The sequence below is a fragment of the Streptomyces canarius genome (assembly GCF_014650735.1).
Classification (GTDB): domain Bacteria; phylum Actinomycetota; class Actinomycetes; order Streptomycetales; family Streptomycetaceae; genus Streptomyces; species Streptomyces olivaceoviridis.
The window spans coordinates 152,278-166,934 of record NZ_BMVN01000011.1 but is presented as its reverse complement, the minus strand read 5'-3'; the positions used below and the strand labels follow the sequence as shown (position 1 = coordinate 166,934).

Here is a 14,657-nt window from a genome sequence, read left to right as displayed (position 1 = left end):
CGCCCACCACACGCTCTCCTGTGCCGATTCATCCAGCCTGGCACGCGCCGCGCGACTCGCAGCCCGAGGGCGGGCACCGGCCCGGGGCACTGCTGCGGACGGGTGACCGTCCGGCCGGCGACACGGCCGGCGGGTGCGCGGTTTGCGCGTCGCGGCGGCGGAGAATCGGACTCCGTGCCTACCACCGAGGACGCGCCGGGCGGCCGGCTGCGCATGCTGATCCTGAGCGCGAGCATGGGAGCCGGTCACGACACCGTGGCCGCCGAGCTGGCGCGGCGGGCCGCCGGCCGGGGCCACGAGGCCCGGGTGGCCGACGTGCTGGCGCTGCTGCCGTACGGGCTGGGTACGGGGCTGCGCCGCGGCTACCAGGCGTCGGTACGGCACCTGCCCTGGCTGTACGGCGGCGTCTACGCCGCGTTCCTGCGCGGTGGGCCCGGCCGGCGGCCCAGCGGGATTCCGCTCGCCCGGCTGGCCGGGGACCGGCTGACGGAACTCGTGGACCGGACGGGCGCCGACGTGGTGGTGTCCGTCTTCCACCTGGCCGCGCAGCTGACCGGGCATCTGCGGGAGCGGGGCGGGCTGCGGGTGCCGAGCGCCGTTTTCCTGCTCGACTTCGCGGTGCACCGGCAGTGGCTGCATCCGGGCAACGACCGCTATCTGTGCCTCACGGACGCGGCGGCGGCACAGGTGCGCCGGTCGCTGGCCGTGCCGGTGGTCACGACGGGCCCGGTGGTCGCGCCCGCCTTCCGCGCGCCGGCCCCCGGAGCGGCCCGCTGGCGGGAGCGGTTCGCCCGGCGGGCGCCCGGCCGGCCCCCGGTGCTGCTGTCCGCCGGTGCCTGGGGCGCGGCGTCCCGCCCGGCCGCCACCGCCCGGCTGCTGGCTGCGGCCGGCTATCTGCCGGTGGTGCTGTGCGGCCGCAACGAGCGGCTGCGCGCGCATGTCTCCCGGGAGCCGGCGGCGCTCGCCCTGGGCTGGGTCGACGACATGCCGGGCCTGCTGGCCGCCTGCTACGCGCTGGTGGACAACGCGGCCGGTCAGACCGCCGTCCAGGCCCTCGCCGCGGGCCTGCCCGTGATCGCCCACCGCCCGCTCCCCGGCCACGGCACGGACGGCGTGCGCCGCATGACCGAGCTGGGCCTGTCCGAGCTGGCCCCTAACGCCCCCGCCCTGCTGGCGGCGCTCGGGCGGCTCGGGGAGCACACCCGGGAGCGCACGGACCGGGTGGCCCGCGGGCGCACGGTGTTCCGAGGGGAGGCCCTGGACCGCGTAACGGATCTGGCGACGAACCCGTGACCGGGCCGGGGCCGGACGCCCGGGAGCCATGGCCGAGACGGGTCGGGTCGGCTCGGCTCGGCTCAGGTCAGGTCAGGTCAGGTCAGGTCAGGTCAGGTCAGGGAGGCGTACGGCACCGCGCCGACCGGCACACCGGTCCCTGACCGACACCGCCGACACACCCGTACGCCGGCAGGCCCCCGCTCCGGCAGCGAAGCCGATCCGTGCTCGCCGGGAGACCCCCACGGTCGCTGACCGGACCAGCCGAGCCCGAGCGCCGCCCGTCACTCCCCCGCCACCACCCCACCCGGAACCGGAACCGGCCCATGGTCACGCAGAGGCCCCACCACCAGCCCCGCCTCACGGCAGTCCCCGACCACCGTCGGCAGGGCCGCCAGGGTCGCGTGCCAGCAGCCGGGGGCCGAGTGGCGGTCGGAGTCGTGGAGCAGGACGGTGCCGCCGCCACGCAGGTCCGCGGCGACCCGGGCCCGTACGGACGCGGGCGTGGCGTCGGCGGTCCAGTCCCTGCCCCATGCCGACCACAGCACCGTCCGCAGTCCGGCCCGCCGGGCGGCCAGCCAGCGGCTCGTGGTGAGGATGCCGTACGGCGGGCGGTACCACCGCGGGCGGTGGCCGGTGAGGTCGTGCACCGCGCGGACGGTCCGGGCGACCTCCTCGGCGTCGCGGGCGAACGCCGGCCACCAGGGCCGGTCGTGGGTCCAGCCGTGCACCCCGAGCTCGTGCCCGCGCCGTACCGTCTCGCGGGCCAGCGCGGGATGGCGCACCGCCTGCTCGCCGAGGACGAAGAACGTGGCCCGCACCCCGAGCTCGTCCAGCGCGTCGAGGAAGCGCGGGGTCGACACCGGGTCCGGTCCGTCGTCGAAGGTGAGCGCGATGTGCCGGCGGGGCCCGGTGCCGACGAGTCCGGGGAAGAGCGGCAGCCGTACGCCCGGGAGCCAGGTGGCCGCCGGGCCGATGTGGGCCGCGGCGACCGCGGCGGGCAGCAGGACGGCGGCCGTCCGCACGGCGCGGCCGGACACGAGGGACATGGGTGACCTACCTCCTCGGGGTGCGCGGGACCGCGGCGGTGGAGCCGGAGGACTCCTCCGGGTCGGTGGCGTCCCACTCCCCGCCGACCGACGGCGAGTGGACCAGGCCGATGCTGCCCGCGCCGATGAGGGCGACGCCGATCGCCTCCGGCAGCAGGCTGAGGCCCAGGTGGATGGTTTCGCCGAACAGCACCCAGCCGAGTACCACGCTGGTGAGCGCGTCGCCGAGGGTGAGGGCGGGCTGGGAGGCCGTCAGCGAGCCGGCCCCGAGCGCACCCTGGAGCAGCAGGAACGCGACGAGTCCGGCGACCCCCGTGGCGTACAGCGACCAGTGGCCGAACATCTCCGCGGGCCCCTGCGCGAGCCGCCCCACGGCCTCCTTCAGCAGCGCCGCGGTCGTGGCGAAGGACACGGCGGAGGCGAGGCCGAGCAGCGCGGCCCGCGACGCGCCCCGGGTCGGGCGCGCGGCCACCACCAGCAGGATGACGACGCCGAGCGCCCCGCCGCCGCCCAGCAGCCAGTCCCCCGGCCGCGCGGTGGGCCGGCCGGCGGACGGCGCCGCCGCCAGGAGGAACAGGGCCAGTCCGCCGGCGAGGGCGACGAACGCCAGCCAGGTGCGGGCTTCCGGGCGGCGCCGGAAGACGACACTGCCCACGGCCAGCGTGAACAGCAGTTCGGCGGTGAGCAGGGGCTGGACCAGGGACAGGCTGCCCACGGCCAGCGCCCCGGCCTGCAACAGGCTGGACAGCCCGAGCAGTCCGGCGCCCGCCAGCCAGTAGGGTCTGCGCAGCAGATGGGCGAACCGGCGCACCGCGGACCCCGCCCCGCCGTCCTGGTCCGGCTCCTCCTGCACGGCGGCCCGGCGCTGGAGGACCGACGCGGACGCGTTGGACAGGGCCGCGAGCAGGGCGAGCAGCACCGTCAGCGCCATCATGGCCGTTCACCCGAAGCGGGCGGCGAGCCGCCGGTAGAGTCCGGGCGCGGCGCCGCGCACCCGGGCGGGCAGCCGGAGCCACCCGGGGACGTACACCTCGTCCCGGCCGTGCAGGACGGCGGCGCAGACCGCGTCGGCCACGCGTTCGGCGGACACGGGCCTCGGCCAGGCCCGGGTGTAGGGGGTGCCCCGCCGGTCGAAGAAGGGGGTGGCGACCACGCCGGGGATGACATGGCTGACGCCCACCCCGGTGCCGCGCAGTTCGTAGCGCAGGCAGTCGGCGAAGGTGGCCAGCGCGGCCTTCGCCGCGGAGTAGACGGCCTCACCGCGCACGCCCACGCTGCCGGCGAGGGATCCGATGAGCACGACGCGTCCGGATCCGGCGGCGACCATGTGCGGCAGCACGGTCCGCACCAGGTGCATGGTGGCGAGCAGGTCGACCCCCACGATCTCGTCGATCCGCGCGGCCGGCATGCCGGCGAAGTCGCCGGCCCAGCCGACGCCGGCGCCCGCGACGAGCAGGTCGAGCCGTCCGAGGTGGTCCAGCGCGAGGCCGGCGAGCCGGCGGTCGGCGCCGGGCCGGGTCAGGTCGGCGGGCAGCGCGACCGCACCGGCCTGTGCGGCCACCTGCTCCAGTCGGGTGACGTCGCGTCCGTTCAGGGCCAGCCGCCAGCCGCCCTCGGCGGCCAGCCGGCGGGCCACGGCCGCGCCGATGCCCGAGGAGGCGCCCGTCACCAGGGCGGTGCCGCCCCGGCCGGGGCAGGGGGCGGTGTCCGCCGTTCCGGCCGGGGCCGGCAGCGGCCGGGTGTCGTTCGACGGTCCTGCGGAGGACGGGGCATGGGACATGGTGACGACCTCACTGCGACGGCGTTGCACGGGCTCGCGAACTGTCGGGGCCGAACCTTCGCGGTGTATCCAGGGCGCCACACACTGAAACTCCGCGCACGGCGAAGTGGGCCGCAATAGAGAAACGTTGCCGTTTCGATCGCGGTGACCTAAGCTCTAGGTGTACGAAACAGTTTCGTTTATGAGCTGTTCACCTTCTCGTACCCGTCCGCCGTCCCGTACCCGAACGACTTCCCTGGAGTGGTTCCGCATGCCCGAGAAGACCCTGGCCGAGAGTTCCCGCGCGGGAGCCGCGGCGCCAGAGCGCACCGAGGCCTCGCCCAAGCGGTGGTGGATCCTCGCGGTCATCGCGACAGCCCAGCTCATGGTGGTGCTCGACGCCACCATCGTGAACATCGCCCTGCCGTCCGCCCAGACCGACCTCGGCTTCTCCGACGGCAACCGGCAGTGGATCGTCACGGCCTACGCGCTGGCCTTCGCCTCCCTGCTGCTGCTCGGCGGCCGGATCGCCGACATGTTCGGCCGCAAGACCGCCTTCCTCATCGGTGTCGTCGGCTTCGCCGCGGTCTCCGCGCTCGGCGGCGCCGCGAACGGCTTCACCATGCTGGTCGTGGCCCGCGCCCTCCAGGGCGTCTTCGGCGCGCTGCTCGCGCCCGCCGCGCTGTCGCTGCTCAACACCACGTTCACCGACGCCCGGGAGCGGGCGCGCGCGTTCAGCGTGTACGGCGCGATCGCCGGCGCGGGCGGCGCGTTCGGTCTGCTGCTCGGCGGTGTGCTGACCGACGCGCTGGACTGGCGCTGGACGCTGTACGTGAACGTGGCCATCGCGGTCGTCGCCTTCGCGGGCGGCTGGCTGCTGCTGAGCAACCACCGCGACGCGGCGAACGCCAAGCTCGACGTCCCGGGCACCATCCTGGTCGCCGCCGGTCTGTTCTCCCTGGTCTACGGCTTCTCCAACGCCGAGACCCACGACTGGGGCTCGCCGCTGACCTGGGGCTTCCTGCTGGCGGGCGGGGTGCTGCTGGCCGCCTTCGCCTGGTGGCAGACCCGGACCGCGCACCCGCTGCTGCCGCTGCGCATCCTGCTCGACCGCGACCGCGCGGCCTCCTTCCTCGCGGTGCTGATCGCCGCCGGCGGCATGTTCGGCGTGTTCCTCTTCCTGACCTACTACCTCCAGCTCAACCTCGGCTTCAGCCCCACGAAGACCGGTGTGGCGTTCCTGCCGATGGTCGGCGCGCTGATGGTGACCGCGCAGGTGGGCACCACCGCCCTGCTGCCGCGGACCGGCCCCAAGGTGGTCATCCCGCTGGGCTTCGCGGTCGCCACGGCCGGCATGGCCTGGCTGACCGGCATCGGCCTCGGCTCGCACTACCTCGGCGCGGTGCTCCCGCAGCTGATCGTGATCGGCGTGGGCCTCGGCCTCGTCATGCCGACGGCCATGCAGCTCGCCACCGGCGGGGTCGCGGCCGAGGACGCGGGCGTGGCCTCCGCGACCGTCAACGCCATGCAGCAGGTGGGCGGCTCGATCGGCACGGCCCTGCTGAACACCCTCGCGGCGAGCGCGGCCACCGACTACCTGGCCGGCCGGGACGCCACCAGCAAGCTGGTGCAGGCGCAGGCCACGATCGAGAGTTACACCACCGCCTTCCGGTGGTCGGCGGTCCTCTTCGGCGCCGGGACGGTCATCGCCTTCCTCTGCTACCGGCGCGGGGTGCCGCGGCAGGACGCGGGCGCCGCACCCGTCGTCCACATGTGACAGCCGCAGCCATCCGGGCCCGGGGGGCCGCCGTCCGCAGGGAGACGGCGGCCCCCCGCCCTGTCCGGGGCAGGCTTGGGACGCCTCCGGCGGGTAACCCGCAGGCGAGATCACCTCGCCGACGGAAGGAGACGCCATGCCTGGCGGGAACGGCCACGACGACCACGAGGACCGGCCGGATACGGCCCTGGAGGAGGTGCTCCGGGAGGTCGAGGAGGCCGAGAAGCGCGACGAGGACCAGTCCGCCTCGGGCGAGGCCGGGGACACCATCACCCCGAGCCCCACGGCGCAGGAGCAGGCGAAGGGCGACTGAGGAAGGGCGGCTTGAGGTCAGCCGGGCGGCGCGCCCACGGGGCGCTCCGCCGGAGCCCGTGCCACCCCGTACAGGTTCGCGGCCATGGCCCGGCCGGTGCGGTGCGACCAGTCCCGGCCGCGTTCCTCCTCCAGACAGTCCGGGCCGGGGCCGGGGCCCAGGTGCCAGTACGTCCAGGCCCGCCCGGGGACGGTGGAGCCGATGTCGGCGAGGGCGCCCTGGAGCTCGCCGATCACGTGGTGGGCGCCGTCCTCGTTGCCGGTGACGACCACACCCGCGACCCGGTTGGAGGCGACCGGGCGGCCCTCGTCGTCGGTCTCGGAGACCCGCTGCGCGACGGACGAGGGATGCCCGAACCAGGCCGACGAGGCGACCACCAGGATCTCGGCGTCCAGCAGCTTGTGGTGCACGGCCGGCCAGGCGCCGCCCTCCCGCACGGCCTCGCTGACCACACCCGGCCCGATGGGCAGGTCGACGGCCCGCAGGACCTCCACGGCCACGCCCCGCCCCGCGAGCTGCTCGGTGACGACCCGGGCCGGCGCCTCGGTGTGGGAGGGGTCCGGTGACCTCTTCAGGGTCCAGTTGATCACTAGTGCTTTCCTGCGGGACGGGTACCCGGGCCGCATGAACCACCACGTGCGAGGACCCCTGCTGCCCCCGCCCCGAGGCCCGCTCTCCGCCGCGGTCACCGCGTACCTGCGCGGCACGGGCCCGCTTCCCGACCCCGCGTGCGCCGGGGCCGCCGATCCGTACGGCGACGACCTCCAGCTCGCCCTCTACCTCTGCTACGAGCTGCACTACCGCGGCTTCGCCGGTGTTCCGCCGGAGACCGAGTGGGACCCGGAGCTGCTGCGGGTCCGGGCCGCGCTGGAACACCGCTTCGGTGCCGCGCTGCGCGCCGACACCCCGGTCCACGACAGCCTGGACGACGCGCTCGCCGCCCTCCTGGTCGAGCCGGCCGAGGGCACGGGGGTCACCCACTTCCTGTGTGCCGAGGGCGAGCCGTGGCAGCTGCGGGAGTACGCGGCGCTGCGCTCGCTGTACCACCTGAAGGAGGCCGACCCGCACGCCTGGGTGCTGCCGCGGCTGTGGGGCCGGGCGAAGGCGGCGATGGCCGCGGTGGAGTACGACGAGTTCGGCGGCGGCCGGGCCGAGCGGGTGCACGCGCGCCTTTTCGCCGACCTGATGACGGACCTGGGCCTGGACACCACGTACGGCCGCCACCTGGACGCGGCCCCGGCCGAGATGCTGGCCGTCGTCAACCTGATGTCCCTGTTCGGCCTGCACCGCGATCTGCGCGGCGCGCTGGTGGGCCACTTCGCCGAGGTGGAGATCACCTCCTCGCCCGGCTCCCGCCGGCTGGCCGAGGCGATGCGCCGCACCGGCGCCGGCCCGGCCGCGGAGTTCTTCTACGACGAGCACGTGGAAGCGGACGCGGTGCACGAGCAGGTCGTCCGGCACGAGGTGATCGGCGGACTGCTCGCCGAGGAGCCGGAGCTGGCGCCGGACATCGCCTTCGGGATCGACGCGACCGAGTACCTGGAGGACCGGCTGGCCCGGCGGCTGCTGACGGACTGGCGCGCGGGACGGTCGTCCCTGCGGACCCCCCTGGACTCCTCCGTGCGCACAGCCCCGGACTCCCCCGTGGGGACACCCCTGGAACAGGAGGTTTCCCATACATCCCGATGACCGGGGTACCCGCGCGATGTGATCGCTTTGGTGCTTCCGGGTGTGTACGCCCCGCAGGACGATACGGAGCTGCTGGCCGAGGCCCTCCACGAGGAGGCGCCGCCGCCCGGCGCCCGGGTGCTGGACGTCGGCACCGGGAGCGGGGCGCTGGCCCTGGAGGCGGCCCGTCGGGGCGCCGAGGTGACCGCGGTGGACGTGTCCCGGCGGGCGGTGTGGACGGCCCGGCTGAACGCGTGGCTGACCCGGCTGCCGGTGCGCATCCGGCGCGGCAACCTCTTCGCACCGGCGCGGGACCGGACGTACGACCTCATCCTGGCGAACCCGCCCTACGTGCCGGCGCCCGACGCCGGGCGAGGGCCGCACGGGCGGGCCCGGGCCTGGGACGCCGGGCGCGACGGGCGGCTGCTGCTGGACCGGATCTGCCGGGACGCGCCGGCGCTGCTGCGCCCCGGCGGGGTGCTGCTGATCGTGCACTCGGCGCTGAGCGGTTCCGACCGCACCCTGGAACTGCTGCGGGCGGCGGGCCTGAAGGCCTCGGTGATCCGGCGGCGCTGGATCGCCTTCGGCCCGGTGCTGCGCGCCCGGGAGGACTGGCTGCGCCGGAGCGGGCTGCTCGCGCCGGCCGAGGACAGAGAAGAGCTGGTGGTCATCCGTGCCGAACGACCCTGCTGAGGCCGCGGACTGCGCGGCTGCCTCCGCCGACTCCACGGCGGACACCGCCCCCGCCGGCCCGGCGGCCGGCGCTCCGGCCGACCGGGCGCGGCGGATCACCGTGCAGCGACGCGGGCCCCTCCTCGTGGAAGGGCCCGTGGAGATCGAGCTGGAGGACGGGACCACGGTCTCCTCGGACCGCTTCCGCGTCGCTCTGTGTACCTGCCGGCGCAGTCGCCGCTACCCCTGGTGCGACACGAGTCACCGGCGCAAGGCCTGAGCAGCTCGTTGAAACCGATTGTTTTTCGCCGCTCCCCGGGCGGTCCCCCACGGACCGGCCCGGGGAGCGGCTGTGTGCCCGGGTCCTGCGGGCGGCCCCACTCCGCCCGCCGGCCCCGGCGCGAGATCGCAGGTTCCCCGCTCCAGGGGGCCGCACTCCCCAGTTGCGGGCCTGATCCGGTGTCCACGGGGACCCGTGCGATCCCGGTCCTAGAAGGCGAACAGACCGCCGCCGACGGCATCCCTCACACACGCGTTGCCGAAGCTGCGCTCGTAGGAGACGCGCTTGCCCTGCCAGACACCCTGGACGGTAACGACGACGGGGTCGTAGACCTTGGCGCACATCACGTCGCCGGCCGGCTTCAGCGCGTCCGGTTCGCCGCCGACGCCGCGCAGTTCGGCGCAGGCACGGGCAGCGGCCGGATGGGTGCCGGAGGCGGTGGGGGCGCAGGTGAGGGTGACGGCACGCTCCGGAGTGGCCGTGGCCGCGTCGTCGCCGTGGCCGGTGGTGAGCACCAGCGCGGAGGGGGCGTAGAGCGACGACGGGGCGGCGCCCGGTGCGGCGACGGCGGCCCCGGTCAGGGGTCCGCAAACGGCGGCGGCCGTGAGGCCGAGGGCCGCTGCCCAGCGCGCGGTGTTCCGCATTGTGTGCATCCTTCCGCTCGAACAGTCGGGTCGCCGGCTCCGGTCCGGTCGGGCGCCGGAGCGGCGAGCGCCACTCTGCCGACTCCCTCGGGGAAACTCACATCGAACCCACGGGTTTCAGTAACCTTTCGTGTTGAATCAGTGGCGTGAAGTCACGGAATTCGAACGTCGTGACCCCGGAACCAAGCGGTTGCCCCGCTGCGGAAGCAGCCAGTTGGCCGAAAAACAGCTCTTCGTTAATCGTCCTGAAACACTCCGGCTCCGACCGCGTCGCGCCCCTTCATGACTCCTCGTGTTCATGAAGCGATCACCAGACGCCGGTGTCCCCGTCGCCCGACCCATGGGCGATTCATCCATGAGCGGCGCGAAATTTGGATGAACCGTCCTCTGGATCACATGGTTCCGCCCGCCGTACCGTCAGCGCACCCCGCTGCCGTCCCCGCTGGAGCGCCCGTGTCCGCACAGCCCGCACCACCCACCGAGTCCGCCTCCTCGTCCGCACCCGCCCTGACCGAGGTCGAGGCCCACGGTGTGGAACGCATCCCCGACGCCGACCGCACCGCGACCCCGCTGGACCTGTTCCGGCTCGCCTTCGGCGGCGCCAACACCTTCTCCACCTGTGTCCTCGGCGCCTTCCCGATCCTGTTCGGGCTCTCCTTCTGGCAGGGCCTCGCGGCCACCGTGCTCGGTGTCCTCGCGGGCGCGCTGATCCTGTGCCCGATGGCGGTGTTCGGCCCGGTCAACGGCACCAACAACGCCGTGTCGTCCTCGGCGCACCTCGGGGTGCACGGCCGGGTGGTCGGTTCGTTCCTGTCCCTGCTGACCGCCGTCGCGTTCTTCTCGCTGTCGGTGTGGAGTTCGGGCGACGCCCTGGTCGGCGGCGCGCACCGGCTGTTCGGCCTGGAGCGCGGCACCCTGTCGTACGTCGTCGCGTACGCGCTCTTCGCCGGTCTGGTGCTCGCGGTGTGCGTCTACGGCTTCCGGTTCATGCTGTTCGTCAACAAGATCGCGGTGACCTCCGCGAGCGTGCTGTTCCTGCTCGGCGCGGTCGCGTTCGCCGGTGACTTCGACCCGTCGTACGCCGGGGTGTTCACCGACTCGGCGGACGCGGCGACGCGGTCGATGTTCTGGCCCTCCTTCATCGGCGCGGCGCTGATCGTGCTGTCCAACCCGGTGTCGTTCGGCGCGTTCCTCGGCGACTGGTCGCGCTACATCCCGGCCGCCACCCCGCGCCGCCGGGTGGTCGGGGCCGCGTTCCTGTCCCAGCTCGCGACGCTGCTGCCGTTCGTGTTCGGTCTGGCGACGGCCAGCATCGTGGCGACGGAGGCACCGAAGTACGTCGACCCGGCCGCGCCGGACTTCGTGGGCGGGCTGCTGGCGATCTCGCCGAGCTGGTTCTTCCTGCCGGTGTGTCTGCTGGCGCTGATCGGTGGCATGTCCACGGGCACGACCTCGCTGTACGGCACCGGCCTCGACTTCTCCTCGGTGTTCCCGCGGCTGTCGCGGGTCCAGGCGACGCTGCTGGTCGGCGTGTTGTCGATCGCGTTCATCTTCGCCGGCCGGTTCGGCCTGGACCTGGTGCAGTCGATCTCCACCTTCGCCACCATGATCATCACCTGCACCACGCCCTGGATGGTCGTGCTGATGCTGGGCTTCTGGACCCGCCGCGGCTGGTACGACCCGGACGCGCTCCAGGTCTTCAACCGCCGTCAGCGCGGCGGCCGTTACTGGTTCGCGCACGGCTGGAACTGGCGCGGCATGACCGCGTGGTGGGTGTCGGCGCTCATCGGAGTGCTGTTCACGAACATCCCGGGCCAGTTCGTGGGTCCGCTGGGCGATCTGGCGCACGGCGTCGACATCAGCCTGCCGCTCTCGCTGGCGACGGCCGCGGTGCTCTTCCTGGCGCTGCTGTGGCTGTTCCCCGAACCCCGTGCCGCGTACGGCCCCGAGGGCGCCCGGCTGGTCCGTACGGTCGAGGTCCCGGTGCCCCCGATCACCGGTCCGGGAGCCGCCGTCGACGCCCCCGCGCCCGTGCCGGCGGGCGGGGCCGGCTGACGTGGTCCCGCGGCACGCCGTCCGACGTACCGGTCGGTATCGTCGGGGGCGCACGCGGCCGACGACGCGCGGGAGTTGACGGATGGCACAGCACTGGGCGGACTTCCAGTACGAGATCTACCTGAACGGGGTGACCGGGGCCGTCCCCCGGCTCCCCACCGACCTGACCCGGCTGGAGGAGCTGGCCGAACACCGGCTCGGCCCGGGCCCGGTGGGCTATGTGGCGGGCAGCGCGGGCGACGGCGGCACGGCCCGCGCCAACCGGGCGGCCCTGGCCCGGCGCCGGATCGTGCCGCGCATGCTGCGGGACGTGCACGAGCGCGACCTCACCACCGAGGTGCTCGGGCGGACCCTGCCGGCACCGCTCGCCCTCGCCCCCGTCGGCGTGCTGTCGATCATGCACCCGGACGCCGAGACCGCCGCCGCCCGGGCCGCCGCCGCACAGGGCGTGCCGTACGTCCTGTCGTCGGCGTCGAGCACGCCGATGGAGCAGGTCGCCGAGGCGATGGGGGACGCCGAGCGGTGGTTCCAGCTGTACTGGGGCAAGGACCGCGAGGTGACCCGGAGTTTCCTCGCCCGGGCCCGTGCGGCCGGCTTCTCGGTGCTGGTCGTCACGCTGGACACCCCGCTGCTGGCGTGGCGGCCCCGCGATCTGGACCAGGCCTACCTGCCGTTCGTGCACGGCGTGGGCACCGCCAACTACTTCACCGACCCGGCGTTCCGGGCGGGCCTCGCCAAGCCGGTGCACGAGGACCCGAACGCGGCGGTGCTGCACTTCCTCGGCCTGTTCGGGGACGCGAGCCACACCTGGCCGGACCTGGCCTTCCTGCGGGAGCACTGGGACGGGCCGATCGTACTCAAGGGCGTCCTGCACCCGGACGACGCCCGGCTCGCCGCCGACGTCGGCATGGACGGTGTGGTGGTCTCCAACCACGGCGGCCGGCAGGTGGCCGGTTCGGTCGCGGCGGCCGACGCGCTGCCCAGGGTCGCGGACGCGGTGGGCGACCGGCTGACGGTGCTGTTCGACAGCGGGGTGCGCACCGGCGACGACGTCTTCAAGGCCCTGGCCCTGGGCGCACGGGCGGTCCTGCTCGGGCGCCCGTACGTCTACGGCCTCGGTCTGGACGGCCAGGCGGGCGTGGAGCACGTCGTCCGCTGCCTCCTCGCGGAGTTCGACCTGACCCTCGCCCTGTCGGGCCACGCTCGCCCGGGTACGGTGACGCGGTCGGACCTGGAAGCCGACGGCGGCGCGGCCTCCTGAGGGCCGCGGGCCGGTGCCGGCGTGCGGCCCCCAGCCGGGAAACGGGCGGCGCCGTCGCCACCGGGACCGCGGCATGCTGCACGAGCGGCCGGCCGCCCGTCTGCCGCTGCGGGCCCGATATCCCGGCGGGCACCGGAGCGCCGGGGCTTCGCGTGCCCTGATGCCGGTGCCGCTGCCGGTCCGCGACGGGCCGGCAGCCGGTGTGACGACCTGCCGCAGCCCTACGCTCGGCCGCCAAAGACCCACCGTTGGCCGGCGGACCCGTCCCGGACCTTGACGACGAGGTCGGCCCCCGCCTGGTCGCCACCGGCGGCGAGCGCGAGCGTCCGGTCCCACCGCGGCAGCAACTCGCCCTGCGCAGAGAGGTCGTAGCGCACGTCGTCGCCCCGTTCCGACCCGGCTCCGGCGCAGCGGCCGAGGAGCACCACGCCGGCGTCGGCGTGCGAGTCCAGGCACAGACCGGTACCGGCGGCACTGCGCAGCAGCCCGTCCGTCTCGTACGTCCATCGCTGCGTGGCCGAGCCGGAGCACTCGGCGAGCACGGCGCTCGCCCCCGCCTCCGGCGTGCCCTTGACGTCCAGGCACCGGCCGGCGGCGTTGCGCAGCGGACCCGGCCGGCCGGCGGCGGGCAGGCCCGGGGTGCCCGACGGAGCCGACGCGCCGGGGACGGCGCTGGTGGCGACGGGGGCGGTGCCGCCGTCGGCGTCCGGCCACACGCCGACCGCGAGGACGGTGGCGAGCAGCCCGGCCGAGGCCACGCCGACCCCGGTCAGCAGCGTCCGGGACGACCAGGCGGTGCCGGGTGCGCGGTGCGCGGACACCCCGGCGAGGAACCGGGCCGGCAGCCCCCTGCCGCCCTCGGTGCCGCGCCGGCCGCCGCCGGACCGCCGGGAGCCGCCGCGGGCGGGGCCGGGACGTCGGCCGGGGCGCGAGTCGAGGTAGCGGCGGGCACCCCAGCCGAGCACGGCCTCGGCGAGCAGCACGCCCAATGCCGCGTCGGCGTGGCCGAGTTGCTCGGCCGCGTGCCGGCAGTAGGCGCAGCCGGCCAGATGCTCCTGGACGTCGGGCAGCAGCGCGCCGCCCCGGCGGATCGGGACGTCGAGCAGGCGGTTGTAGTAACGGCAGTCCTTGCCGGGCGCGAGTTCCCGGTGGGCGCGTACCAGGCCCTCGCGGAACTTCTCCCGGGCCTGTTCGAGCGCGGCGGCGGCGTTCCGGATGTCCACGCCGAGCAGTCCGGCGGGCACGTCCAGCGGTTCGGCCTCGACCTCGACGTGCCACAACAGGGCCCGTTCCAGGCGGGACAGGCCGTGGAAGGAACGGTCGGAGAGGGCGCGGTTCTCCGGTACGAGCGGTTGCGCGGCCCGCATTCCGCGGCCCCCGGCGGGTTTGCCGAGTCCGGGGAGCACGGCGGTGATCCGGTCGGTGCCGGACCAGTTCAGGACCGTGTCACGGACGGCCACCAGCAGGCGGGGCCGCAACGCGTCGGCGGGTTCGCCGAGCGCCAGCCGGCCGAGGACCTGGTGGAAGGCGGTCGCGGTGACCATGTGGGCGAGGGGTCCGGAGGCGGCCAGGCAGATGACCGCGTACTCCTGGGCCGACTGCCAGTGCCGGGCCATCAGGAGGGCGGCCGACCGGGAGGCCTCCGCGTCGGAGCCGGCCCGCAGCGGGCCGGCGAGGAACTCGTCGGATTCCCCGGGATCGGCGCCGGACGGCGGATAGGGAGGACGAGGGGGGTGGGGGGTGAGCACGGAGCGGATTCCTTCTGGCGCGTGTGCGAGCGGGAAATTCACCGCGCTCGAACCCTTGCACACGTGCGACACGGGCAACAAGGCGCACGGAAGACATAGCCGGTTTGAAAGAAAGTCAGAATCGCGGCCGCGGCCTGGGGTTGTCGTGAAAGCGGCCGG

The 14,657-nt window shown here is 74.8% G+C and carries 14 protein-coding genes; 8 read left to right on the top strand and 6 right to left on the bottom strand.

The annotated features are described in order from the left end of the window. Positions 1-174 precede the first annotated feature (174 nt). Complete coding sequence (locus IE294_RS18420; RefSeq protein WP_189887383.1) at positions 175-1,293, top strand: MGDG synthase family glycosyltransferase; 1,119 nt, start codon at positions 175-177, stop codon at positions 1,291-1,293. Positions 1,294-1,556: 263 nt separating this feature from the next. Here IE294_RS18420 and IE294_RS18415 read toward each other — a convergent pair whose 3' ends face one another. From IE294_RS18415 to IE294_RS18405, 3 genes are read right to left on the bottom strand one after another with little or no spacing between them, the layout of a single operon-like run. Beyond that, positions 1,557-2,321, bottom strand: a complete 765-nt coding sequence (locus IE294_RS18415; RefSeq protein ID WP_189887381.1) for a polysaccharide deacetylase family protein — start codon at positions 2,319-2,321, stop codon at positions 1,557-1,559. A gap of 7 nt (positions 2,322-2,328) precedes the next feature. Then, entirely contained in the window at positions 2,329-3,255 is a 927-nt protein-coding gene (locus IE294_RS18410; RefSeq protein ID WP_189887379.1) for a DMT family transporter, read from the bottom strand. Between the two features lie 6 nt (positions 3,256-3,261). Next, the gene (locus IE294_RS18405) at positions 3,262-4,101 is read right to left on the bottom strand and encodes an SDR family NAD(P)-dependent oxidoreductase (protein WP_189887377.1); all 840 of its coding nucleotides are present in this window, start codon (positions 4,099-4,101) and stop codon (positions 3,262-3,264) included. Between the two features lie 250 nt (positions 4,102-4,351). On the opposite strand from IE294_RS18405, the gene IE294_RS18400 reads away from it, so the two are divergent. Continuing rightward, positions 4,352-5,857: an MFS transporter gene (locus tag IE294_RS18400; protein WP_189887375.1), complete on the top strand. Its 1,506-nt coding sequence runs from the start codon at positions 4,352-4,354 to the stop codon at positions 5,855-5,857. 136 nt (positions 5,858-5,993) lie between these two features. Further along, complete coding sequence (locus tag IE294_RS18395; protein ID WP_189887373.1) at positions 5,994-6,170, top strand: hypothetical protein; 177 nt, start codon at positions 5,994-5,996, stop codon at positions 6,168-6,170. 17 nt (positions 6,171-6,187) lie between these two features. On the opposite strand, the gene IE294_RS18390 is transcribed toward IE294_RS18395, so the two are convergent. Beyond that, positions 6,188-6,796, bottom strand: a complete 609-nt coding sequence (locus IE294_RS18390) for a flavodoxin family protein (RefSeq protein WP_189887371.1) — start codon at positions 6,794-6,796, stop codon at positions 6,188-6,190. On the opposite strand from IE294_RS18390, the gene IE294_RS18385 reads away from it, so the two are divergent. From IE294_RS18385 to IE294_RS18375, 3 genes are all read left to right on the top strand, one after another. Beyond that, a complete protein-coding gene (locus IE294_RS18385; RefSeq protein ID WP_189887369.1) occupies positions 6,795-7,859 on the top strand; it encodes an iron-containing redox enzyme family protein in 1,065 nt (354 codons plus the stop codon). The two genes, IE294_RS18390 and IE294_RS18385, sit on opposite strands and share 2 nt — an antisense overlap. A 42-nt stretch (positions 7,860-7,901) precedes the next feature. Then, on the top strand, positions 7,902-8,531 hold the full coding sequence (locus tag IE294_RS18380) for a HemK2/MTQ2 family protein methyltransferase (RefSeq protein ID WP_189887458.1): 630 nt from the start codon (positions 7,902-7,904) through the stop codon (positions 8,529-8,531). Positions 8,532-8,625: 94 nt separating this feature from the next. Next, positions 8,626-8,790, top strand: coding sequence for a CDGSH iron-sulfur domain-containing protein (locus tag IE294_RS18375; protein WP_103816469.1), 165 nt, complete (start codon positions 8,626-8,628; stop codon positions 8,788-8,790). Positions 8,791-8,999: 209 nt separating this feature from the next. Here the strand turns inward: IE294_RS18375 and IE294_RS18370 are convergent, their stop codons facing one another. Beyond that, complete coding sequence (locus IE294_RS18370; protein ID WP_189887366.1) at positions 9,000-9,434, bottom strand: subtilase-type protease inhibitor; 435 nt, start codon at positions 9,432-9,434, stop codon at positions 9,000-9,002. Positions 9,435-9,887: 453 nt separating this feature from the next. Here IE294_RS18370 and IE294_RS18365 point away from each other — a divergent pair, with 453 nt between their 5' ends. Next, positions 9,888-11,489 carry a purine-cytosine permease family protein gene (locus IE294_RS18365; protein WP_189887364.1) on the top strand — a complete coding sequence of 534 codons (1,602 nt, stop codon included), beginning with the start codon at positions 9,888-9,890 and terminating at the stop codon, positions 11,487-11,489. Between the two features lie 82 nt (positions 11,490-11,571). Continuing rightward, positions 11,572-12,750, top strand: a complete 1,179-nt coding sequence (locus IE294_RS18360; protein WP_189887362.1) for a lactate 2-monooxygenase — start codon at positions 11,572-11,574, stop codon at positions 12,748-12,750. A 221-nt stretch (positions 12,751-12,971) separates the two neighbouring features. Here the strand turns inward: IE294_RS18360 and IE294_RS18355 are convergent, their stop codons facing one another. Beyond that, entirely contained in the window at positions 12,972-14,498 is a 1,527-nt protein-coding gene (locus IE294_RS18355) for an RICIN domain-containing protein (protein ID WP_189887360.1), read from the bottom strand. Positions 14,499-14,657: the final 159 nt, after the last annotated feature.